Origin of the sequence: Pseudomonas syringae (genome assembly GCF_002157375.1) — a bacterium.
Taxonomy (GTDB): domain Bacteria; phylum Pseudomonadota; class Gammaproteobacteria; order Pseudomonadales; family Pseudomonadaceae; genus Aquipseudomonas; species Aquipseudomonas syringae_T.
Window position 1 is genome coordinate 60099 of sequence record NZ_MTSA01000001.1, and the last position, 23415, is coordinate 83513.

General features: G+C 58.3%; 14 protein-coding genes. 4 read left to right on the forward strand and 10 right to left on the reverse strand.

Annotated elements, in window-relative coordinates; all coding sequences use genetic code 11:
* Positions 1–2 precede the first annotated feature (2 nt).
* Together BW686_RS00265 and BW686_RS00270 are read right to left on the reverse strand one after the other, a co-directional pair.
* On the reverse strand, positions 3–4850 hold the full coding sequence (locus BW686_RS00265; RefSeq protein WP_084913678.1) for a Tc toxin subunit A-related protein: 4848 nt from the start codon (positions 4848–4850) through the stop codon (positions 3–5).
* Positions 4851–4890: 40 nt separating this feature from the next.
* Positions 4891–7857: a Tc toxin subunit A gene (locus tag BW686_RS00270; protein WP_084913679.1), complete on the reverse strand. Its 2967-nt coding sequence runs from the start codon at positions 7855–7857 to the stop codon at positions 4891–4893.
* Positions 7858–8118: 261 nt separating this feature from the next.
* On the opposite strand from BW686_RS00270, the gene BW686_RS00275 reads away from it, so the two are divergent.
* Complete coding sequence (locus BW686_RS00275; protein WP_084913681.1) at positions 8119–10935, forward strand: RHS repeat domain-containing protein; 2817 nt, start codon at positions 8119–8121, stop codon at positions 10933–10935.
* Between the two features lie 193 nt (positions 10936–11128).
* Here the strand turns inward: BW686_RS00275 and BW686_RS00280 are convergent, their stop codons facing one another.
* On the reverse strand, positions 11129–12652 hold the full coding sequence (locus BW686_RS00280; RefSeq protein WP_084913684.1) for a fumarate hydratase: 1524 nt from the start codon (positions 12650–12652) through the stop codon (positions 11129–11131).
* A gap of 178 nt (positions 12653–12830) precedes the next feature.
* On the opposite strand from BW686_RS00280, the gene BW686_RS00285 reads away from it, so the two are divergent.
* On the forward strand, positions 12831–13769 hold the full coding sequence (locus BW686_RS00285) for an iron-sulfur-binding ferredoxin reductase (protein WP_084913686.1): 939 nt from the start codon (positions 12831–12833) through the stop codon (positions 13767–13769).
* A gap of 108 nt (positions 13770–13877) precedes the next feature.
* Here the strand turns inward: BW686_RS00285 and pyk are convergent, their stop codons facing one another.
* Positions 13878–15329 (reverse strand): pyruvate kinase, encoded by a 1452-nt coding sequence (gene pyk / locus BW686_RS00290; protein ID WP_084913688.1) that lies wholly within the window; start codon positions 15327–15329, stop codon positions 13878–13880.
* Positions 15330–15505: 176 nt separating this feature from the next.
* Here pyk and BW686_RS00295 point away from each other — a divergent pair, with 176 nt between their 5' ends.
* The gene (locus BW686_RS00295) at positions 15506–15901 is read left to right on the forward strand and encodes a tetratricopeptide repeat protein (RefSeq protein WP_084913690.1); all 396 of its coding nucleotides are present in this window, start codon (positions 15506–15508) and stop codon (positions 15899–15901) included.
* 182 nt (positions 15902–16083) lie between these two features.
* On the forward strand, positions 16084–16443 hold the full coding sequence (locus tag BW686_RS00300; RefSeq protein WP_084913691.1) for a PilZ domain-containing protein: 360 nt from the start codon (positions 16084–16086) through the stop codon (positions 16441–16443).
* Between the two features lie 27 nt (positions 16444–16470).
* Here the strand turns inward: BW686_RS00300 and BW686_RS00305 are convergent, their stop codons facing one another.
* The 6 genes from BW686_RS00305 to BW686_RS00330 are packed head-to-tail and all read right to left on the reverse strand — an operon-like array spanning position 16471 to position 23319.
* Positions 16471–17814 carry a DUF58 domain-containing protein gene (locus BW686_RS00305; protein ID WP_084913692.1) on the reverse strand — a complete coding sequence of 448 codons (1344 nt, stop codon included), beginning with the start codon at positions 17812–17814 and terminating at the stop codon, positions 16471–16473.
* Positions 17811–18869, reverse strand: a complete 1059-nt coding sequence (locus BW686_RS00310) for an AAA family ATPase (protein WP_084913693.1) — start codon at positions 18867–18869, stop codon at positions 17811–17813. Before BW686_RS00310 ends, BW686_RS00305 begins: the two co-directional genes overlap by 4 nt.
* Positions 18866–20086 carry a DUF4350 domain-containing protein gene (locus tag BW686_RS00315; protein ID WP_084913694.1) on the reverse strand — a complete coding sequence of 407 codons (1221 nt, stop codon included), beginning with the start codon at positions 20084–20086 and terminating at the stop codon, positions 18866–18868. Before BW686_RS00315 ends, BW686_RS00310 begins: the two co-directional genes overlap by 4 nt.
* Positions 20083–21672, reverse strand: a complete 1590-nt coding sequence (locus BW686_RS00320) for a DUF4129 domain-containing protein (RefSeq protein WP_084913695.1) — start codon at positions 21670–21672, stop codon at positions 20083–20085. The genes BW686_RS00315 and BW686_RS00320 overlap by 4 nt, the downstream gene beginning before the upstream one ends.
* Positions 21659–22639 carry a stage II sporulation protein M gene (locus tag BW686_RS00325; protein WP_084913696.1) on the reverse strand — a complete coding sequence of 327 codons (981 nt, stop codon included), beginning with the start codon at positions 22637–22639 and terminating at the stop codon, positions 21659–21661. The genes BW686_RS00320 and BW686_RS00325 overlap by 14 nt, the downstream gene beginning before the upstream one ends.
* Complete coding sequence (locus tag BW686_RS00330; protein ID WP_179149124.1) at positions 22636–23319, reverse strand: RDD family protein; 684 nt, start codon at positions 23317–23319, stop codon at positions 22636–22638. The genes BW686_RS00325 and BW686_RS00330 overlap by 4 nt, the downstream gene beginning before the upstream one ends.
* Between the last annotated feature and the right edge of the window lie 96 nt (positions 23320–23415).

Below are 23415 nucleotides of genomic sequence, written 5' to 3' on the forward strand. Positions count from 1 at the left end.
AATTATCGACGCTTCGCCGTATAGCGCATATGCACGATGATGTCGGTGATTGAATCGATGATCTCCCGTTGTGACGCCGGTCTTGAAAAGGTCAGCGCCCAGCGGGAAATCGCGCCCGTTCCCTCGAACGGCAGGTAGCGCTCATCGTCGAAGTTGAAAACAAACAGGCCGTCGTCGTCCACGCCAGTGGACAATGCGATCTCCTGGCTGGCGCGCATGTTTTCCTTGAGCGGCCCGTCTTTCCGGGCGTCCATCTGCACTGCACTGTATGACTGGGTCAGGGTGGCACGAAGGTCTTGATACGGCCCGACCGTCACCGGCAACGAAACGCTGATACGTTTGATACGCCGCAGGTAGTGGTCGGGGTAATCTTCGTCGAGCATGGCTCTGGTGATTTCGAACTCGGCCACCCCGTCCTGCGCCAGACGTTCGACCACGGCGTCCCAGCCGTGATTGATGCCGGTCTCACCTGCGCCGGCTTCGGGCAGTTGCCGCACCGAAACGGTCTTGACGATCTCCATCCTGCGGTCATTGCGGGTCATGTAGGCAGCCTCCATGCGCAGCAGGTTCAGTTTCAGGGCTTCGCCTGCGGCCAGGCCGCGCCAGGCATCTTTCCAGGCCGCGGGCTGAATGAAGCTCGTCGCGTAATCGGCAATTTCATACTGCCAGCAGGCTTGCGCGGCCAGGCACAATGAAAATGTTGCGTCGTACGCCTGGTAGTAAAAGGTCGAAAACTGCCCATTGAGCCATTGATAAAGCTGACTGTTGGTGAAGCGTTTGTTTAGAAAGGCGTAGGCGGCCTCGGCCTGCTTTTTTGCCTCTTGAGCCTGGCGCAGTTGTAATGCGGTCATGCGCGTCTGGGCGTCATGGACGGCCAGTTGCAAGGTGATCTGCTCGGATTCAAGCCGCGCCTGATCGCGCGCGTTTTCCCACTCCTGAAGTCGGCGACGGAATATTTCCGAGCGTTCCAGAGCATCGCCGACAGACGCAGATAACGTGGCAGAGGCATGGGCCGCAACGGCGACCGTTTCCGGCACGCCCTCCAGACGAAAACCGCCTACCGCCCCCCCGGCCGCCGCGCCAACGGCCATGCCGCCCGTTGCCCCGGCATGAAAACCGGCATGGTTGGGCATTACTTTCAACGCCGAAGCTAAGGCGCTGGATGTGTAGGCGACACCTTCCGAGATCCGTGCTGCGAGGTGTGCTGCGGCGGCTGCGATTTCGCCTGCGCTGACATTCTCTGCAGCCAGTTGCGCATAAAAATCGGCGCGTGCATCAACGACGGCTTTGCTGGCCTCCAGCGCCTTACGGGCTTGAACTTCGACTTTTTGTGCTTCAAGTTGCAGGTCGATTGCATATTGGGCGAATTCCCAGACTTGCTGCTGTTGCAGCTCCGCCAGTTGCCCCTGTTCCTTACGCTCGATGATCGATAGCAGGGTGGACCCGAACTGGGTCAGCGTCTCCACGGCTGCACTGGCTCGGGCGAATACGACCGGGTAGCGATAATGCGGTGTCTCCTGAGCCAGCAGGCTACCGGCACCGCCTTCGGTTGCGCCATTGGCATAAGCGGCGAGCAACGCCCGCGGGTCCAGTGGCGCTGCAAACAGTGGCAATGACAATGGCTTGCCGTCGAGGGTCAGGTTGTGGCGCAGGTTGTGCAGACGCGTCTCAAGCATGTCCCAGTATTTGACCAGCTCCGCATTCATCGGAATGATGAAGTGATCGTTGTCTTCCTCGTTCAGGGTCGGGTCGCTGCCGAAAGTGCTCAGGCGTAATGGCGGTTGGTTGAAATGAATAGTCGCTTTGCCATTGTTGGCGGCGGCGCTGGCGCGTACTTGCTGTTCCTGCTTGATCAGTTGCGCTTCGAATGCACGCAGTTCCTTGCCGGTCGACGTCGCAAGCGCGTGCAGAGCAACAGGTGTCCACTGGCTGGTCAGCTTGATGTCCGGACGCGGTCCCAGCATATCCAGGATGCGCACGTACCAGAGCTTGGCCTCGCCAAGACTGTCGGGCGTCAATTGCCGATAGGCCATGTCGCCTCGGTCGATCAGGTTCTTGATGTAGTGGAAATACACGGCTTTCTGATAGCGGACCGGATCGCTGGCGGCGATGCCATCCGGGTCAATGGGTGAGCGCAAAAAGTGGTCGGGGTCGGAGATTTCAACCAGTGGTCGAACGTTCCAGTAGGCGGGTGCTTTGTCTGTCTCTTTGCGACCTGGGTCGAAGATGAACCCCAGCCAGAATTCTGCATCGGTGAAGCGCTGCTCCAGATTGAGACGGTGAGAAATCATGAACGGCAAGTGCAGAAACAGCTCCCAGAAGTACAAACCATTGGCCCCTCCGAAATCCATCAGATCAGTGATGCCGTCATCATCGATGGGCGGTTCCTGTAACTGCTGGGTATCCCAGGACAAAAGGGCTTCGAGCGCGATGTTGGCCTTGTTGATCAGCTCGCGGGCGAACAGCGTATTCATGCGGATGGGGTCGCGATGGTCGGTGGTCGAGTTGTCGCTGAACTGGATGTTTGAGTCGGAGAAGTCGATGTATTCAGCGATACCCAGAATGGCGTGGGTGCGCTTGTTGATTTTGGGCGCGACGGGATCACTTCCGCCGACGTTTGCCCACTCCAGTTCTATTTCAGTGGATTTAAGGGCGTTGCCGACCCAGGCATCGGGGGCCACGGTGTTTACGCTGAAGCCGTGGTTGATATAAAACTTTTTTGATCCGCTGATGAAGGAGGTGAGTGGGAAGTCAGGCAGTAATGTCGACTTGTCAAACGTAAAGGTTGTTTCATAGCGACTGGGCGCCGTGAGGTGATCGGTGTGAGGGGTTCTTTCAATCTCTATGAGGCTACGGGTGTGGGGATTATTCATGTTGTTGGGGTAATTAAACCATTGAGCAAAAAGAAACGTCTCAGTGTATTGAGGCTCTACACGTACAGAGGGATTCCGGTGTTCTAACATGTCGCCGTATAGCATTTTTATGAGTGCCTGAGACGCGACCTCCGGGTCGGTGGCCGCCAACGACATCAGGTCGAAAGCCTCCGCCCTAAGTGTGCCGGATTCAAGGCTAATCCAGGTGGTATGATCTATAAGGTAAAGTCGGTTTTCTGGGGTGAGAAGGATATCTGTACTGGAGGGAGGATTTTCCACCGTGCTATATATGTCCACCGACAGGGTGTAACTGTGTCGTATGAGTGATGCGATTGTTAGGCGTGATCCGTTCTGTAATACAAAACGGCCATCAATGTTGAGGTCGTTGGGCGTCGTGATGAACTCGAATGTCCACTGGTTTTCTGGCTCAATCAATACGAGTGTTGTTTTAGTCATGCCCTTGATGAGGGTATCCTGATGCAGTGCAGTACTTAACGTTATTGTGGAGCTTGCAAGGTCCAGGCGGGGTGCATAGATACCAGTCATCTCGGCTATCGTTTTCTGATTGTCTCGGTAGTCCCACCATGCATCGCCCTTGTTGGGGGACGTTGTCAGGGAGGGTTTCAGTCTGATATACAAACTCCACATAAACTGAAAATTGTCCTTGTTCTTCAACGCAAACGCCCAGCAGGTCTTGCGCACGCGAGGCTGCTCCAGACCCTGGTCGGCTTTGTCGGAAATAGCCTCAACGTAGTTCGCCGTCGGAAAGGCGGGTGTGGTGTTGAAGTTTTTGTCGATAAACGCCGTGTGCAGAAAAGCATAGGTGGACGTCGAACCGTCAGTATCACCGTTCACCAGTTGCTCCCCGGCATACATGGCGATGAACAGGGACTCGGGTGATGCCGAGACATCGAAGACGGCGATGGTATTCAAGTCGCGTTCAAGATGGACAGCCTTACCCGCACGTTCAAACACCCCAAGGGTCGTCACATCCATGTAGATGTGTGGTGCGCTCCAGGAATCGTCATATTTTTTATAGGAAATATTGAACACCAGCCGTACATTGGGTGTTCTTACCGTCACGGGCATCGTCGATGACGGCGGGTTGACCGGGATACTGCCATCCGCACCCGGCACAATAGTACTGGCCGGCAAGGTGATCTCTATTGTTTCTGTCACAGGAATCAAGTCCACCCAGGTGACGAACAATCGATTGTTGAAGTACACCGGGCGAAGGGTTCTTTCCACGGTATTGGCATTGATGCCGATGTCGGCCCGCTTCCAGTCCGACCATGCGCCAGGCGTTGGATGATCAAACTTTGCCCCTTCAGTGCCTTCTTTATAGGCGCGCTCATTCATGTCCACCGTGCGCCAGTAGTAAATGTTTTCGGCCCTGGATTTGCCAATAAAATAATAGTTGCCCTCGGCAAACCGGTCGCTGTCGATATAGCCGTTGATAATAGTCAGGTTGGCGACTTCTTCAAAACTGGCCAGGTAGGCTTTGACCGCTTCCTGCGTGGTGTCGATGTTGATTCTGTTCTGATTGATATCGTTTTCCAGCTGGGCGAAATAACCGGACTTTTTAAGGCGCAAGGCCGGTGAGATGTAAACTTCCGGATACAGCGCCAGTTGCATATTGGCCGCCCAGATCGGGTATTGGCTGCTGCGCTCACGCCACTCCATAAAGCGCGCTTCGGTAGGCCGCAGCGTTTCGTACCCGGGTTCCATGCCCAGTAACGTGCCATTGATGAGTTGCTGCAGACTGCTGATCGCCGACGCAACATGACTGGTCTGGACTTCATTGCCGACCTGGTTGTCGAGCAGAAAGAACTCGTACAAGTCGTTCGCCGTCTTCAAGCGTTGGTCCAGACCCATACGTTTGAGCATGGGGTCGTTGGGCACCACTTCGCCCAGATAGTAAGCCACCAGTGCATCGCGAAAGGATTCGTTCAACTGGCTTTCAAGGGTATCGGACATGATCAGGCCTCCTTGGCATTGAGCATTTGTAGCGTGCGGCTTAACGGTGGCCTGCGATGACAGCTTCGCCTATGGCTTTCCAGCTTGAGGCAGTGCTGTCCGTCGTAAGGTGGGTTGCCGACAGGAGCTGGGCAGCCGAAAGACCGGTGAGTTCGCTGGTGCTTTGCATCCGGCTCAACCAGTCCACCTGGTGCATGGACGATGCGATGCGACCTGAGGACAGAAGTAATACATTGGCCGCTTGTATTTCAGACGAGGTCCACTGTGTGAGCGACGCCAGCAAGTCTGCGCATTGCGTCGGATCACGGCTGGCGTCGTTCGCCTGCTTGAAGTAATCGAGCAGCTTGTTTTCCGCCTGCCCGCAGCGGTCGCGCCAGTCGCGATAGCGCTCCAGTACAAACAGGCTGATCAGTGAAAGGGGCAGTGGGCCGGTAAAGTCGGCATGCAGCCAGTGTGGGTTGATCAAAAACGTGCGTAGTGCCTGAGCACTCAGGGCGAGCTGCTGGCTGACTTCCGCATGGCGCATCAGTTTCATCAGCGTATCCGTCATGTCATTGCCGGCCATGAGCGCACCGAGAAACCTGTCTGCGCTAGTGCCTGACCAGCGCATGACCGGTTCGCAACGATCCAGCGGCAGACCGGCAATCGTTTGCAACAGGCCTTCCATCAAACGGTGTTGACTCAGGTAGCCCTCTATTACGAATGCTTCAAGCTTGGCGCCGACCTCTGTGGCCAGTGGCTCCCCGATTGCAATGGAGGAAAGCTGATTGCGAATGACGTTACGAATACTGACAGCGGGTTCTTCGGTCAGCGGCTGAGCCTCGACCAGCCCTTGTGGGTCGATCAGCACGGCAAGGACAGACCACCAATCAATGGCTGTACTTTCGTCGTCAAGGCCTGGCAGGTTCAGGGTTGCCAGTTGCTGTTCGGTCAGTACAGCCTGGCGCGCATCGTTGTTTAATGGCTCAAGCTCGGTAATCAGTTCCTGCTCGACATCTGTTTCGTTGATATCCACGCCTGACTGACGCCGCAGTGTGGCAACGTCCTGATCGGATTCTTTGAGCCAGGTGGCTGCCCAGTCCAGTTGCATCAGGATATCGAGTATGTCCGGTTCGGCGTGGGTCTCCACATCTTCTGAAGTCACTCTGAGTTGGCCGGTGATCACTTTTTTTCGATAAGCCTCACCGCCCAGCAAGTCGATCAATGCCCGGCTGTCCTTTGCCGTCAGACCGAGCATCGAAGCAATTCGTGCTTGTCGATACAGCGAAGAGACCATGCTCATGTTCAGTAAGAGTTGGCTGGGCGTGTTGCCGATCAGTTCGCGAGTATCAATGCCCAGCAGTCTCAAACCGTCATGAGTACTGGATAACCGCAGGGCGACGCTCAACTGGGCGCGCGCCTTGATGTGTTGGCTGCCGGGGTTGTCCAGGTAGAGAAGTGCTCCGCTCAGAACCAGCGGCGTATCGAATAATGCGGGGTTGTTGAATACCCGGTCGAACAGCGGCAAGCGGCTATCGTTTGCCTCTCCGGCCATGAAGTGGATAAAGGCTGCAAACTCATCAAGCGCGAGGGTGTGCCGCTTGTTCAGATACCGGTAGGTTCCCAGTGCGCGCAGTGTGTTGACCGTCAGCACCCTCTGAGGGTTGGCATCACCCTCCGAACGAATGACCGCCATGACCAGCGTGTCAAGCTCGGTAAAAGGCATGTTCATCCAGCGTTGTAAACGAATCATGCGTTGCAGGCGGTCAAAACGGTCAACGCTCGTGTTGGTCAGCCGGCTGATACCTTGCGCATCCTTACTCAGGCCCATCGCCGCCTGAGCGGTAGGTCCGTTGATGTACCCAGCGCCGAATCGAGCCTCCGTTGCTTTCAGGCTTTCCTCGTCTGGCGAGTCTTCATCGGCCGTTTGCCCAGCCGACCGGATATTGGGTGAGGCATAGGGTGTATGGCTGCCTATTGCCAAAAGGGTTTCGACGCCATCGCTGTCGAGTTCCGTCTTCGCCATGAAGACACTCAGCATATTCAGCGGGTTGCGGGCGTCATCCAGGTAATCGACGTTGTACTTTTTCTTGAAAAACTGGCTGATCAACAGGGGGGGCGTGTCGTCGCTTGCGGGGGTTATCAGCGCCGGCTCAAGCACGATTGACTGTTGTTCCGGGCTGAGCCCGCTCATCATCATTTGCGCGACGGCACTCGATTGATTCACCTTTCCATACGCGGTGGTCAGCATTGAGGTGGCGGGAACTTCAGGGCTGACGTGATAACTCAGCTCACCCAGCATGGGCTTTTTCCCCGCGAGTCCAAGGCTGATCTGTTGGAAATGAAAGTTGTAAGGAAACTGAAACGGATAGTGTTTCTCGGCCACCAGTTGATAAAGGGTCTTGTCCTTGTCCGCCGGCACGGTGTTCACGTACGCCTTGATGGCTTTGCCCAATACTTCATTGACGATGTGCAGCGTAGGTATAGGGGTGAAGGTGCTTTCTTGGCTGATCAACAGGTCTTTCAAATCGGGCCGTCGTTCGTCGAGGTGAATACGTTTTTCCTCGGTCGGACTGTTCTCCAGTTGTTCCAGAGCAAAACGATAAAGAGAGGCCAGGTAGGCAACGGGCGAGTCCTTGGCCTCGATGGCGCCGACCTTACAAAACAGGTCCCAGTTTTCATTAAACAAGTTGGGAAAGCTGGGGCCAATGTCCACCAGCGACCGTACCCCCGTACGCCGTGTCAGTTGTGGAGGGCGACCTGAAGAGAGCAGTTGATTGCGATACAGGCGCACGATTTGTATGGCGTAACAGCGAGCGTTTTCATAAGCGAGCGCACCATCGGCGTCGCAGAGGTGCGAGAGTTCTCGAACAAAAGCTGTTTTGGAGCGCCTTGCGATGTCGAACACTGAATGTATTTTCAGCTCGGCCATCGCGTCAATGAACGACATCTTATCGCGGGTGTGTTCAGGCGTTTCTGTCGCCGATTTAGCCAGATTGCGTAACAGGGAAAAGGGTTGCTCGGTCATGTCCGGCCCTCCGTGGTCATGACACCAGCGTTGTTTATGATGCTCGATACGTCTACCTGACAGAAATGCCAGTCCTGACCGACAGCGTGCAGGATTGCGTGTTGAAACAACATGTTAGTGCGCAACGCTTAAGGGTGTTGTATTGGCTATTGGCCGCTGACGGGTTATGCCTATTCATGCTTTATCGAGCACGGCGCATGGGTTCGCTTGCTGTTATCGTTGAAGGATGCGGAGTGATAGGGGTTTTCAAGGATGAAGGCAATGAACTCGATCATGCACCTCGATACACCGAGCCTGGCGGTCAGCGACTCACGTGGGTTGCCTGTACGCAGCGTGCAGTTCTATCGCGCCTTTGACGGGCAACGCATTGAAGCTCGAGTGACGCAGCAGTATTTCGACATGGCAGGACGGCCAATCGCAAGCCGGGATCCACGGTTCTTCAGCCGTCTGAAACACGATGCGCACGCACCTGTGAACCTGAAACAAACAGTCAGCCTGTCTGGAGCTGTGTTGTTGAGCGAAAGCGTTGACGCGGGGTGGCAATTGAGCCTGAACGGTCAGGCAGGGCATTTGCTTGAAAGCCACGACGGACGAGGTACGCAGCGGCGCATTGAGTACGACGCGCTGCTGCGTCCCTCGTCGATCAACGAATCAGGCCGAACTGCCGAGCGCTTTTCTTATGGCGGACCCGCCGCGGCTGAGCGTAACCAGTGTAATCAGCTGATTCGCCACGACGACACGGCGGGCGCTCGTTTTCTGCCGGACTACGGCGTGCTCGGTGCAGCGCTGACCGAATGTCGACAGTTCTTGCAGGCGCACGACGCACCGGACTGGCCCCTTGCAGAACGTGATCGGGATGCCCTGCTGGAAACGGAAGCATCCACAACCCGGACCGCATTCAACGCACTTGGCGAAACAACCCGGCAGACCGATGCCGCCAACAACGTGCAGGTATTTGGCCAGACGGTGGGCGGTCAGTTGAAAACGGTCGAGCTGACGCTGGCCGGTGCTGCACAGCTGCAAACGTTGGTCAGTGCCATTGACTACAGCGCCTCCGGTCACGTTGTGCAGGAAACCGCTGGCAATGGTGCGACAAGTGTTTATCACTATGATCTTCAGGATGATCGGCTCGTTGAACTCGGCACCACGTTAACGAGCGGGCGGGTTCTGCAGCGCTTGCACTACACCTATGACCCGGTCGGTAATGTGGTGAAGATTGAAGACAGGGCGCAGGCCATAACGCATTGCAATAATCAAAGCACTGCGCCCATTAATGGCTATGCCTATGACACCCTGTATCAACTGATCAAAGCCACTGGCCGCGAGGTCAGGAACAATACCGGTCACGGCCCTGCCTTACCTGATCTGCAACCCTTGCCACTTGACCCGAACAGGCTCGCCCACTACGAGCAAAGTTATTATTACGATGCGGGCGGTAACCTGGTCACCCTTTGCCACGATGGCGCGCAGTCATTCACCCGCCATATGCGGGTGGCCCCGAACAGCAATCGCAGCCTTCCGGAGGACGAGTTCAATACAGGCTTGCCGGAGAGCTTCGACGCCAGCGGTAATCTGCTGAATCTGGTACGCGGCCAGCCTTTACGCTGGGACGTGCGCAACCAGTTACAGCAGATCACGTTTGTTCGTCGTGCGGATGGGCCAAATGACGACGAGTGTTATAGCTACGATGGCCAAGGCCAGCGCTGCCGCAAGATCAGCACGTCTCAGGCCTCGGGTCGCACGCTGACCCACGAAGTGCGCTACCTGCCGGGTCTGGAAATCCGTACCACAGCGGGCGACGAGACCCTTCATGTCATCTCCGCTCAGGCAGGGCGCAACAGCGTTCGTGTATTGCATTGGGATGCCGGTAAACCAGGCGCTATTGCGAATGACCAGGTACGTTACAGCCTGAGCGATCATCTGGGGTCGAGCACCCTGGAACTGGATCAGCAAGGCGCGCTGATCAGTCATGAACGCTATTATCCGTTTGGCGGTACGGCCTGTTGGGCAGCGCGCAGTGCGGTTGAAGCGAAGTACAAGACCGTGCGTTATTCGGGCAAAGAGCGTGATGCCAGCGGGCTGTATTATTACGGGTTCAGGTATTACGCACCGTGGCTGCAAAGGTGGATCAATCCGGACCCTGCGGGGGCTGTGGACGGATTGAATCTTTACCGGATGGTGGGGAATAATCCATTAAGAAATAAAGATAATAACGGGTTGCAATACCGATCTTATCAAGGCTTCAACGATGACTACGAACAGAATGTCCGCGCGCTGGGGCTGACCATTGTTGCTCGAGGCAGGGAAAGTATAAAGCAGTTGAAAAAGCCACCGGTGGATAAGCTGGGTCATGCCTTGGACGTTGTCGACATTGCCTATAAAGAAAGTCACGCAGTTTTCAATGGAGGGGTTTTGACCGACACGCAACAAGCCATCGTATGGAACGTCATGGGGGAAACATCATTGGCTCGCCTGCCTGAAATGGCCAGCCAATACAGTAGGCTGAGCGACGCGGTGCAGCGCTATTCGACGGGTTCCGGATTTAACCAATTTGCGGTCTTTGGTAGGAACCCCGATCGGCATGGTCTTACTCACAAAGAGGATCCTCACAAAAAAGTTTTTTTGGGGCGTGAGGTGTTGGAATTTCATACGCTAGGCACTGCGTTGGTAGTGGGTCATGAAATATCCCATACGACGCCTGATCGTTCGCGTGATTATGTTTATATGAACGCGAATTTCACCAGGGATGAGGGTGTTGAGCAGCTTTCTACGGAGGGCGTCCTCGAGTCTTTACAGGGAATGATAGAGTCGGCAAGTCGCGTCACACAGGGTTACCGTGATCAAGAAATATTTTTAAATATTGACAGTATGATTAAAGAGAAAAAGCTGACGGCTGCCAAGGTGATGGAAATTTTCGACACGAAGAGCGTTCAGGATATCAGTATTCATCGTTTGAACCATCCGGGGGTCAGGGACAAGCTGCTACGTAATAATGCAGACACTGTTATATTTTTAGGACTTTTTCTCGGGCAAGATCGAATCATTTCAAGAATGAAGGCATTGAATTACGTTACGTAGCCCGTCACGTTGAGGGGCACGGAAGGCTTGGCGTGTGTCGAGGCTGTCGGCATCACGGATGTTCCAATAGCCAGGCTGTCGCTGATTTGCCAATGTGCTCAGTTGTGTGAGGGTTGGCAGGAGTACCTTTGCGCAAACCTGACGTCGAATGGAACGATAAAACCCGCCTCAATGAGGCGGGTTTCAGGGTTTCTTACTGCACTTCCACCGCCAGACTGTCGCTGATCTTCTTCTGCCAGATTTGCGGGCCGGTGATGTGGACGGATTCACCGGTGCTGTCCACCGCAACGGTGACCGGCATGTCCTTGACCTCGAACTCGTAGATCGCTTCCATGCCCAGTTCGGCGAAGGCCACGACTCTGGATTTCTTGATCGCCTGGGCCACCAGGTACGCAGCGCCGCCGACGGCCATCAGGTACACGGCCTTGTGGTCGCGGATTGCGTCAATGGCGGTCGGGCCGCGTTCGGATTTGCCGATCATGCCCAGCAAGCCGGTCTGATCGAGGATCTGGCGAGTGAATTTGTCCATCCGCGTGGCGGTGGTCGGGCCGGCCGGGCCGACGACTTCTTCGCGAACCGGATCAACCGGGCCGACGTAGTAGATGAAGCGACCCTTGAGGTCCACCGGCAGGGTTTCGCCCTTGTTGAGCATTTCGACCATGCGCTTGTGCGCAGCGTCGCGGCCAGTGAGCATCTTGCCGTTGAGCAGCACGGTTTCGCCCGGTTTCCAGCTTTGTACTTCTTCCGGTGTCAGGGTGTCGAGGTTGACGCGACGGGCTGACGGGCCGGCTTCCCAGACGATTTCCGGGTAGGCGTCCAGCGAGGGTGCTTCCAGCGACGCAGGACCCGTGCCGTCGAGCACGAAGTGGGCGTGACGGGTGGCGGCGCAGTTGGGGATCATGCACACCGGCAGCGAGGCGGCGTGGGTCGGGTAATCCATGATCTTCACGTCGAGTACGGTGGTCAGGCCACCAAGGCCCTGCGCGCCGATGCCCAACTGGTTGACCTTCTCGAACAGCTCCAGGCGCATCTCTTCGATACGGTTCTGCGGACCGCGGGCTTTCAGCTCATGAATGTCGATGGACTCCATCAACACTTCCTTGGCCATGACGGCAGCCTTTTCGGCCGTGCCGCCGATACCAATGCCGAGCATGCCCGGTGGGCACCAGCCTGCGCCCATGGTCGGCACGGTTTTCAGTACCCAGTCAACGATCGAGTCGGACGGGTTGAGCATCGCCATCTTCGATTTGTTTTCCGAACCGCCGCCTTTCGCCGCAACGTCCACTTCCACGGTGTTGCCCGGGACGATGGAGTAGTGGATGACGGCGGGGGTGTTGTCCTTGGTGTTCTTGCGAGCGCCTGCCGGGTCGGCGAGGATCGACGCGCGCAGTACGTTTTCAGGCAGGTTATAGGCGCGACGCACGCCTTCGTTGATCATGTCGTCCAGGCCCATGGTGGCGCCGTCCCAGCGAACGTCCATGCCGACGCGCACGAAAACGGTGACGATGCCGGTGTCCTGACAGATCGGGCGATGACCGGTTGCGCACATGCGCGAGTTGATCAGGATCTGGGCGATGGAGTCGCGGGCGGCAGGCGACTCTTCACGCAGATACGCCTCGTGCATGGCCTGGATGAAATCCACGGGGTGGTAATAGGAAATGAACTGCAGGGCGTCTGCAACGCTCTGAATCAGGTCGTCTTGCTTGATCACGGTCATGCGGCGCGCTCCTCTGTAAGGACGGGAACATTAATGACGCTATCGGCAGCAGTCTGGAACTGCGGCTTGAACCAGAGCTGCAAGGTTAGCCGTAGCGGGCGCAAAAAGGCGCGGCAGTATAACCCGCCCTGCAGACCAGTCTGTACAATCGCCGTTATTTTCTGCACAGGGCGTCTGAATGCCTCAATTGCATGTTGGAGAGCGTAGCTGGTCGGTCGCGTCGGCCAGCAATCTGCTTGATGACCTCAACCATGCCGGTGTTCCGGTTCCCTACAGTTGCCGCGCCGGCAGTTGCCATGCGTGCCTGGTGCGTTGCGTCAAAGGCGAGCCTGAAGACGCGTTGCCCAACGCCTTGCCGGCTGAAAAGCGCCAGCAGGGCTGGAGGCTTGCCTGCCAGTGTCGTGTGGTCGAGGACCTGACAGTCGAAGTGTTTGACCCGCAACGAGACGGCCTGCCCGCGAAGGTCACGGGCTGCGACTGGCTTTGCCCGGCCGTGCTGCGCTTGCGTCTGGAGCCCTTGCGCCCTCTGCGTTACAGCGCCGGGCAACATCAAGTGCTGTGGACTGACAGCGGTGTGGCGCGACCTTACTCGCTGGCCAGTCTTCCGGGCGAGGATCCGTTTCTGGAGTTTCATATCGATTGCGGTCAGCCGGGCGCATTCCGGGATGTTGCCAGACAGTTGCAGGTGGGTGACGAGGTGAGGCTGGGTGAGTTGCGCGGCGGGGCGCTGCGCTATGACCCCGACTGGCAGGACCAACCCTTGCTGCTGTTGGCGGCCGGCACCGGTCTCGGGCCTTTATGGGGCGTCTTGCGCGAAGCCCTGCGTCAGGAACATCAGGGCAGCATCCGCCTGATTCACCTGGCCCGCGACAGCGAGGAGCATTATCTGGCGAATGAGTTGCAGGCGTTGGCGGAGCATTATCCACAGGTGCAGGTTCAGTTGATCACCGCGCAGACGTTACAGACCGCTCTGGCAGAGCTTCGCCTGCTGTCGCGGCATGCGATGGCGCTGGTGTGCGGCAGTACGGACAGCGTGGAGATGTTTGCCAAGCGGTTGTATCTGGCAGGGCTGCCGCGCAATCAATTGCTGGCGGATGTGTTTGTGGCGCGGGAGTGAAAGCTGGGACGCAAAGCGTCGGCACGATAATTGGCCGTTGATAAAAAGGCCCCGACTCTTGCGAGACGGGGCCTTTGCTTGCAGCGCCGAGCGGTAAGACCTGTGCTATCAGACCAATGGGTCGCCAACGTGCAGGATTTTCATGCCGTTGGTGCCGCCGATGGTGTGGTAGCTGTCGCCCTTGGTCAGGATGACCCAGTCACCTTGCTCGACCAGGCCACGCTTGAGCAGTTCGTCGACTGCGGCTTGGCTGACCTGGCCTGGCGGCAGGTTTGCCGGGTCGAACGGCACGGTGTAGACACCGCGGAACATCGCCGCGCGCGCCTGAGTGCCACGGTGCGGAGAGAACGCGTAGATCGGCACCGAGGAGCGAATGCGCGACATGATCAGCGGGGTGTAGCCGCTTTCGGTCAGTGCAATGATTGCCTTCACACCAGGGAAGTGGTTGGCGGTGTACATGGCGGCCAGCGCGATACTTTCGTCGCAACGTGTGAACGAGTGACCGATGCGGTGGCTGGACGTTTTGCCGGTCGGGTGCTTTTCAGCGCCGACGCAGATACGCGCCATGGCCTGAACGGCTTCGATCGGGTAAGAGCCTGCAGCACTTTCCGCCGAGAGCATGACGGCGTCGGTGTAGTCGAGCACGGCGTTGGCCACGTCGGACACTTCGGCACGGGTCGGCATGGGGCTGGAGATCATCGACTCCATCATTTGCGTGGCAACGATCACCGCCTTGTTGTGGCGACGTGCGTGCAGAATGATGCGTTTCTGAACACCGACCAGTTCGGCGTCGCCAATCTCGACGCCCAGGTCACCACGGGCAACCATGACGGCGTCACTGGCGCGGATGAGGGCATCAAGCACTTCATCGTTGGCGACCGCTTCAGCGCGTTCGATCTTGGCGACCAGCCAGGCGGTACCGCCAGACTCGTCACGCAACTGGCGAGCGTATTCCATGTCGGCAGCATCGCGCGGGAAGGAAACGGCCAGGTAATCCAGGTCCATTTCGGCAGCCAGCTTGATGTCCTGCTTGTCTTTCTCGGTCAAGGCCGGAGCCGTCAGGCCACCGCCGCGACGGTTGATGCCTTTGTGATCGGACAGCGGACCGCCGATCAGCACCGTACAGTGCAGCTCGTTCGCAGTCTGGGTGTCGACGCGCATGACCACGCGACCGTCGTCGAGCAACAGCTCGTCGCCTACGCCGCAATCCTTGACCAGATCCGGGTAATCGATACCCACGATCTGCTGGTTGCCACTGGTCAGCGGGTGAGCTGTAGAGAAGGTGAACTTGTCACCGACCTTCAGCTCGATTCGCTTGTCGGTGAACTTTGCGATACGGATCTTCGGACCCTGCAGGTCGCCCAGCAGAGCGACAAAGCGCCCGTGCTTGGTGGCAATGTCACGGATCAGCTGGGCGCGGGCCTTGTGCTCATCCGGAGTGCCATGAGAGAAGTTCAGACGAGCAACGTCGAGACCCGAGAGGATCAGTTGTTCGATGACTTCCGGCGAGTTACTGGCGGGGCCAAGTGTGGCGACGATTTTGGTGCGGCGAACGGTCATGCACAAACTCCTTAATTGAAGCGCAGCGAGAGGCTACTCCTGTCTGGGTCTTTAGTCATTGTTCCTTTGCACTGAGATATGACGGTCGGGGAGGGCATTCAGTAGACGACCGGCGTTCGATTCAGTTGAAGAAACAGGCTGTCAGGCCGATACAGGGCAGAGAACAGGAGACTTCCATGCGTATTGTAACGATTGTTGTATTACTGGTTGCGCTTGGCGGTTGCACTCGCTGGGCAATGAACTCCAACCTGGATCATGCCTACCGTGCCTATCAGGAGGGCGATTGTGACCGGGTGATGCTCGACCTTTCCAAGGTGGAGCGGCAGAGCCGTTCGCGGCGCTATGTTCAGCCGGAAGTGTCGATGCTGCGGGGCCAGTGCCTGGAGCGGCAAAAGCTGTACGTCGATGCGGCGCAGACTTACCAGTTCCTGATGACCCAGTACCCTCAAAGCGAATATGCGTACCGTGCGCGGGCCAGACTCGACACCTTGGCGCAACTGGGGCATTACCCCAATGCGCAGCCCGCCAGGCCCATACCTGTACCTGCCCGCAACGCACCCGTATCAAAGTAGTTACATCCATTTGGATGGAAGCTGCCGTGTTCGGGTGGAATTTGAAAAATTCTGAGCTAGTCTGACCTCACGGAGCGGATGAGCTGCCGGGATCTGCTTCAAAAGGTCCCGTAGGTGTTGTGCAGATGAAGCCCTCAGTCTGTGTTCATGACTGTAACAATGGCCTCACAAGGCAGCCTGCCATGCATAAAGAACGAAGAATCGAAAGACACCAGTTGCAGGATTACCTGCAGGTCTTCAATCGTCACACGGGCAAGCTGATGGGGTGCCTGGGAAATGTGTCAGAAGAGGGGCTGATGCTGATCAGCGAGCTGCCTTTGCTGGTCGGGGCCACCTTCGATTTGTGCCTGAAATTGCCGGGCGGTGATATCGGGGAGCCGATAGAAGTGAGCGCCACCTGCCTCTGGTGCCGCGAAGACGAAACCCCGGGCAGCTTCGACTCCGGTTTCGAGTTACCTGAAGTCTCGACGGAATACCTGGAGTTCATCAAGCTGTTGCAACGGTATTTCTGCTTTTACCCCTTTTACGAAGCGTCGGCCTGAACCTGTCGGTCCTCAGGCAGGCCATGTTCACAGCGTTCCTGCCTTCTTCCAGCCCAGATAACGGGTGACCAGTTGCGGCCCCAGCTCTCTTGGCCGCGCATCCATGATGGCTACGCCCTGCGCACTCAAACGGTCGTGCAGGGACGCACGTGCATTCAGAAAATTCATGGTCCCGCAGTAGTCCAGCGCCTGTTCGTAGGTTTGCACGGGTGACTGGCGCAGGCTGTCGAGTACTTCCTCCCTGAGGCTGGCAATCAGTACACGGTGCTGTTTGCCGAGCTGTTTTACGGCCGCCAGCAGTTCTTCGTCATCCTCATCCCGAAGATTGGTCACCACTACCACCAGCGACCTTCTTTTCTGACGAACCATGACCTCGCGCACGGCGCCGCCGTAATCGGCCGGTCGTCGGGTGGTTTGCAAGTCATAGACGGTATTGAGCAGCAGATTGAGCTGGCTTGGCCCCTTGACCGGAGGCAGGTAGCGGTTCTGTTCACCGGCAAACGTCGAAATGCCTACAGAATCACCCTGACGCAGCGCGACGTAGCTCAGCAGCAGGCAGGCATTGAGCGCATGATCGAAATGCGACAACTCGCCATCCTGGCTGCGCATTCGGCGCCCGCAATCGAGCATGAAAACGATCTGCTGATCCCGCTCGTCCTGATACTCCCTGGCGATGGGGGTTCGCTGGCGAGCGGTGGCTTTCCAGTCGATCTGCCGCAGGCTGTCGCCTTCACGAAACTCACGCAGCTGATTGAATTCCATGCCCAGCCCGCGACGTTGAAGTTGACGCACACCCAATTGGCTCAGCCAGTTATCCACTGCCAGCAACTGCCCACCGTACAGACGCGCGAAATCCGGGTAGACACGGGTCGTGCCGGGCACGGCCAGATAGCGCCGTGTCGTCCACAGTCGCAAAGGGCCAGGCAGGCTGATTTCGCACTGATCAAACGTGAAATGGCCCCGACTCGACGGGCGCAGGCGATAGCCTGTCTGGCCCTCGCTATGGGGCGGCAGGGTGATCGATTGCGGTAGATTTTCGTGCTCCAGACCCTGTGGTACGTGGTCGAATATCTGCAGCGTGACCGGCTTGGCGCCGTCGTGACTCACGATGAGTCTGGCTTCGTTCCAGCGATCCAGCGCGAGGCTGCCCGGGAGCTGACGCTGAACGCGCGGCGACGCAAGCCGGAGCAGCAAGATGGCGTCCAGCAGGCCCAGCCCCGCCAAGGCCAGCATCGCACCCCAATACAGGCTGTCGATCTGTTCCGGATAGCCCACGCCGAGCGCGTCTAGCGTGCCCAGCAGCAACGCAATGCACGTCAGTCCGCCGAGCCAGCGAAGCATCGGAACAGAGGGCTTGAGTAACTGCTTCACAGGCGAGGTGCCGGTACCTGATCGAGGATCTGCCTGAGCACCTGATCCACCGACAGGCCTTCGATGTCCAGTTCCGGCGACAGTTTGACCCTGTGTCGCAACACCGCCAGTGCGCAGCCTTTTATATCGTCCGGAGTGACAAACTCGCCACCGCGCAGCAATGCCCGGGCGCGACCGCCACGCACCAGCGCAATCGAGGCTCGCGGCCCCGCGCCCTGGCTCAGGCCGGGCCAGGTGCGCGTACTGCGAGCCAGGCGCACCGCATAGTCCAGCACGTGTTCATCGATGGGCAGTTCGCTGGCAATGCGTTGCAGCGCCTGAACCTCACGTGCCTGCATGATGACCCTGAGCGGTCGCACATCCAGCATGTCGGCGCGGGTCGAGCGAGTTACCTGACGCACCATGTCCAGCTCTTCCTGCGCCTCGGGATAATCCATGCGCAGTTTCAGCATGAAGCGATCCAGTTCGGCTTCAGGCAATGGATAAGTGCCTTCCTGTTCGATGGGATTCTGAGTCGCCAGCACCATGAACGGCTGCGGTATGGGCAGGGCGCGGCCTTCCAGAGTGACTTGCCGTTCCTGCATGGCCTCAAGCAGCGCCGCCTGAGTCTTGGCCGGCGCCCGATTGATCTCGTCAGCCAGCAGCAAGTGGGTGAACAGCGGCCCCTTGCGCAGCTTGAACTGCTCGGTCTGCATGTCATACACGGCATGGCCGGTGACATCACTGGGCATCAGGTCCGGGGTGAACTGGATGCGGGCGAACTCGCAGCCAATGCAACTGGCGAGCGCTCGAACCAGCAACGTCTTGCCCAGCCCAGGCACGCCTTCAAGCAGCACATGCCCGCTGCCGATCAGCGCAGTCAGCACGTCTTCGATCACGGCGTTCTGCCCGATCACGGCCTTTTGCAGTTCGTTGCGCAGGGCCTGGGCGAGCTGGCTGGCGCGTTGCCGCTGCTGTAACTGAGTGCTGGCGGCGCTGGCCGGGCTGGTCGGCTCGACAGGGGTTTCAAGCAAAGGCTGGGCGCTGCCGGACAGTTCGGGCGTTGGATCGCTCATAAGGCATTCCTGAGGGTTTGCAGGTGGGCCACCTGACGGGTGAATTCGCTGTGTGAGAGGCGTTGCGCCGGACGCGGGCGCAGGGCATCGCTGATGGCGCTGGTGGGCTGCCGGGTCAGGCGCGACAGCACCTGCCATTGCTCGGCCACAACCAGTCGTTCGAAACCGGGGTGCAGCCGACGGGCGCGGCGCAGGATGTCTTGTTGCAGCCCTTTTATCAGGGTTTGCTGTCCTGTGCGTCTGAGCAGGAAGCCAGCGCTGGCTCGCAGGTGTTCGGTCAACTGGCGTCGTGCCAACGACGGAGGGCGGCGCATCGGCCCCGTGCGCAGACCGACGTGCCAGAGGCCAAAGCCGATCAGCAACGCCAGGGCCAGCAGCGCCTCGGGGAAGTGGCGCAGCAGCAGGGCCGGCAAGTTGTCGTGCCTTGTCTGCCAAATCATCGTCACCTCGCTGTCCTGGGTCAGGTACCAGAGCAGCCAGGCATTGTCATAATTGCCGATCGAGCGGGTTTTCCACAGGTTGGCGTCAGTCACTACAGTGATCAGCCCTTTTCCACGGTGGATTTGCAGCATATGGGTGGCCTCGGCGCTGTTGGCCCAGGACTGCGCCTGATCTTCAGGGTCCTCGAGGTGAAACGCCGGGTCGAAGCTCATGTAGGCCGGCTCGCTTTCGTTTTCCAGATAAAGGCGGGTCAGCTCGGGCCAGGGCATCTTTTTACGATGAGGCGCAGGCCTGATCATCGGAATGGGCGGCATGGGCTGCGGGTCGTTCAGCTGTTGCTCCTGTTCATTGATGACCTTGCTGAGGTATTGATGAACCTTCAGCCTGTCCAATAGCAGGTCGCCACTGCGACCTTTTTGTTCGTCCCAGAGTTGTTCGGCCACGAACAGCAGATGCCCGCCCGCTTCGGTCCAGTTCAGCAGTTGCTCGGTTTGCGCGGGCGTCATGCCCGTGCGTTCGTCAAGCAACAGCAGGGTCTGAGTGCCCTGGCTCGGGTCGGGAAGCCGGGCCAGGGTGTCAGTGGTGTTCACGGTGAGAGAACGATCACGCAGAAAGTGCTCGGCGGCCAGCCAGGGGTTGGCTTTCGCTTGAGGCGATGGCCCTTGATCCACCGTTTCCTCGTAGCGCTCCAGATGACTGCCGATCAGGTAAAGCCCCGTGCCGGTGAGCAGCAACAGGGTCACTACCGCGATCAGTATTCCGTAAAAGCGGCTCATTTTTTCAGCGCCGTGTTGAACAGGCTACGCCAGCCATCGCAGAGTTGCTGCCGGGCATGGTCCGGTGGCAAGCGGTGACCGTAGGCCAGGTTTTGCCAGTGTACGGTCAGGTCATGGCTGAATTCAGTCAGCAGAGGCTGGTTGAGCAGCGTGATACGCGCCAGTACCTGGCCTTCGGTGTCGGCACTTTTCAGTGGCAGTCGGTAATCGCTCAACAGGCGGCTGAGCAAGGCGCGGTATAGCAAACCCAGTGCCTCGCGAGGCTGGCTGTTCCAGAGCTGCTCGGCCCGGCCGGCGACATCATCGGGCAGGCTTTCAGCACTGACCTGCAGGCCGAAAAGCTGTTCGGGAGCGGGGCTGGCTTTTTTCGTCGGGGAGGTTTCCCGGCGCGCAAAGGTTTTCAGCCAATCCCGGTAGTGCCAGATCAACAGGCCTGCCAGACCGATGACCACGCCCCATAGCAGCACTTCGATCAGGCTGGCCAGTTTGCTTGCCGCCTGCAGAAGTCGATTGAGCCAGGTGCGCAACCAGCCCTCGTCATGCTTGTCCCTGACCGTTGCCTGTTTTTTTTCCTTTTCAGGAAAGCGCCAGCCGGTCTCAGTGCGGATGTTCTTGAACGGGGGCTGTTCCAGAATGCTGTGTATTTCGCGCCTGGCGGCTTCGCTGTTCAGTGGCTGGCGGGTCAGGCGCGGCGTGTCGGGACCGGTCCCGGTCGCGATGGGTTCTGCTGCGGTAGTTTCAGGCAGCGGGCAGCTGTAGCTTTGTGGGTCGGCCAGCGCCGGGGCGGGGGCTGTCGAGAGCACCAGTCCGACACCGATCAACACTACGTAAGCACTGCCGATCAGGCGCTGACGCAGTCGCCTGAAAACCAGTTCGATATCCCAGGCTTCAAGGACTGTCCGGCGATTGAGGTACAGGGTGAAACCGCACGCAACATAAATGGGTTCCCAGAACACCAACGCCAAGGCATAAAAAAGGTTGGTCAGGTGGTCGATCCAGAGCCACTGGTTTTCTATTTCCAGCAGGTTCACCCAGTGCCAGTCGATCTCGATCTGTTGTGGAATCAGGGCGTAGAGCAGGATCAGCAATCCTATCCACAGGGCGTATTCCAGGTGCGCGCCGACGATGGTGAGCAACCGTGCCGCGCGCAGGTCTTTCTGGCTGAGCAGGCCGATTCGCATGGCGCGTTCGTTACCTGCCAGGTGTTCCAGTTGCTGCACAGGCAGTTGAAAACTGCGGCTCAGGCTGAGGCGTCGCCACAGCAGGCTGGGCAATAACTGGTCTTTCAGAGTGGCTGGCCAGGCCTTGAGGGCTTGCCTCAAGGTCGGCGTGGCCCCGAACAGTGACTGCGACAGTATCAGCAGCGGCAAGCGTTCGAAGGCAGGCTTGAGCCACCAGAAAAGGAAGATGACCGCCGTAGGGTAGTCCCAGAGCAGTACGCTGAGCAGGCCGAAAAAAGGCAGTGTGATGATTGCCCAACTGCTCATCAGCAACCTGCGATGCCGGCCTGCGAGCAAGACGCCCAGGTCGATGGCTTCCCACGGCGAACGAGGGCGTATGGCGACGTTCGATTCAGTCAGGCGCATGAGCGGTACGTCCGGCCAGGGGCAGGTACGCGGCCACCAGTGCCCATAGGGCGGCGCCCACCAGATATTTGATGAGCGGTCCGGGCCAGGTCATCGATGACCAATAGGCTTCGACAAACGCAGCGATCAGCAGAAACAGGACCACCCCGCCAATCAATTGCACGCTGATTTTTGCTGCGACGCGCAGCGCCGTGCTGCGGGTGACGTTTCCGGGTACCAGCAAGGCCCACCCCAGTTTCAGACCTGCCGCTCCGGCCAGTGCGATGGCGGTGAGTTCGAAGGCGCCATGACCCACGACGAACGACCAGAATGTCTGGCCGTAACCGATATCGGTCAGATGGCCACCCACGGCGCCGATCATCAACCCGTTGAACAGCAGGAAAAACAGGCTGCCCAGCCCGAACAGCAAACCGCTGGCGTAGGTCTGGAAGGCGATCCCGATGTTATTCATGATGTAGTAACCGAACATCATCCAGTCCGCGTCGGATTCCCGCTCGATGGATTGCCCGATCCGGCTGGCCGACGGGTCGTACATGCTCTGCATCTCAGTGAGCTGTTCCGGGCTGACGACGCTGTAGACCAGTTGCGGAAAACCGTACACCAGCAGCCCCATGATGATCAGGCTGCCGAACAACAGCCCGCTGGCGACCAGCACGAATCGCCATTCGGACCGCACCAGACGCGGAAACCCTCCCACAATGAAACCCAGCAGTCGGGCACCGGCAGCGCTGCGGTGACGGTAAAGCTGCTGGTGGCCACGCATGGCCAACTGATGCAAGGGATCGATCAGATGACTGCTGTAGCCACGCTCCTGAGCCAGCGCCAACTGGTGGCAAATACGTCGATAGTCGCTCGGGAATGTCCCGCTGGCGTCCGCATCGGCTTTGCCGTGCTCCAGCGCGTCAAGGTGCCGGGCAAAGCGCTGCCATTCCTCTTCATGGCATGTTTCGAACAGGCTCTGCTTCATTTCGACCCCAGCAGGCTGCGAGCAATGCCGTTCATGTGGACGACGGCCTTGTCGGCAGGAATGCGCAGTGGTTCGGCCAGAATCAGCGCCAGTTCCTGGGTGCGTGCGCTGGAGAGTTCGCTTTGCCGCTCTGCCAGGCTGAGCACTGCACGCTGTTCATCCAGGCGCAGGGGGAACGGCACAATGACCGGTTCTGCTTCCGGCAGGGTGGGGCGGGCTGTGGGTCGGTCGCTGTAGATCACCAGTGTGCCGGCGGCGAGATCTCCCAGGCGTTTGAACAACGGATGGTTCAGGCACGTGATCGCGCCGAGCCCGTAGCCGATCGGGAGCATGTCGACGAAGCGCAGCAGATTGCGTATCAGCGAGGAAGACCAGTCTATGGGGGTGCCATCGTCGTGTACCACTCGCAGGCCGAGGGCGCGCTTTCCCGGTGTACGCCCTTGGCCAAGCACTTCAAACAGCACCATGTACCACCAGTTCACCAGAAAAAACACGATGGCGCCCAAGCCGATGCCGAGTTTGTCGAACACTTGCAGGAACATATAGAGCACGCCGATGAGCGCTGCGCGTATAGCGAGGTCGATGCTGAACGCCAAGGCGCGGGAAACCAGACCGGCAGGGCGGAGAACCATGTCGATGCCTTCCGGGGTCTCGATGTCGATACGGGTGTCCAGTTGCATGGGCAGCTTTGCATTCCTTGGCACAGCGGGAAGGGATGACATTGTCGGGAGGGTGCCCCTGAAAACCAGAACTGATGCTAGCTACCGCAGCGGAGC

Bases quoted from the DNA above. Each gene is read 5' to 3' on its own strand.
- BW686_RS00265 (WP_084913678.1), bottom strand. From the start codon at position 4,850: ATGTCCGATACCCTTGAAAGCCAGTTGAACGAATCCTTTCGCGATGCA.
- BW686_RS00270 (WP_084913679.1), bottom strand. From the start codon at position 7,857: ATGACCGAGCAACCCTTTTCCCTGTTACGCAATCTGGCTAAATCGGCG.
- BW686_RS00275 (WP_084913681.1), top strand. From the start codon at position 8,119: ATGAACTCGATCATGCACCTCGATACACCGAGCCTGGCGGTCAGCGAC.
- BW686_RS00280 (WP_084913684.1), bottom strand. From the start codon at position 12,652: ATGACCGTGATCAAGCAAGACGACCTGATTCAGAGCGTTGCAGACGCC.
- BW686_RS00285 (WP_084913686.1), top strand. From the start codon at position 12,831: ATGCCTCAATTGCATGTTGGAGAGCGTAGCTGGTCGGTCGCGTCGGCC.
- pyk (WP_084913688.1), bottom strand. From the start codon at position 15,329: ATGACCGTTCGCCGCACCAAAATCGTCGCCACACTTGGCCCCGCCAGT.
- BW686_RS00295 (WP_084913690.1), top strand. From the start codon at position 15,506: ATGCGTATTGTAACGATTGTTGTATTACTGGTTGCGCTTGGCGGTTGC.
- BW686_RS00300 (WP_084913691.1), top strand. From the start codon at position 16,084: ATGCATAAAGAACGAAGAATCGAAAGACACCAGTTGCAGGATTACCTG.
- BW686_RS00310 (WP_084913693.1), bottom strand. From the start codon at position 18,869: ATGAGCGATCCAACGCCCGAACTGTCCGGCAGCGCCCAGCCTTTGCTT.
- BW686_RS00315 (WP_084913694.1), bottom strand. From the start codon at position 20,086: ATGAGCCGCTTTTACGGAATACTGATCGCGGTAGTGACCCTGTTGCTG.
- BW686_RS00320 (WP_084913695.1), bottom strand. From the start codon at position 21,672: ATGCGCCTGACTGAATCGAACGTCGCCATACGCCCTCGTTCGCCGTGG.
- BW686_RS00325 (WP_084913696.1), bottom strand. From the start codon at position 22,639: ATGAAGCAGAGCCTGTTCGAAACATGCCATGAAGAGGAATGGCAGCGC.
- BW686_RS00330 (WP_179149124.1), bottom strand. From the start codon at position 23,319: ATGCAACTGGACACCCGTATCGACATCGAGACCCCGGAAGGCATCGAC.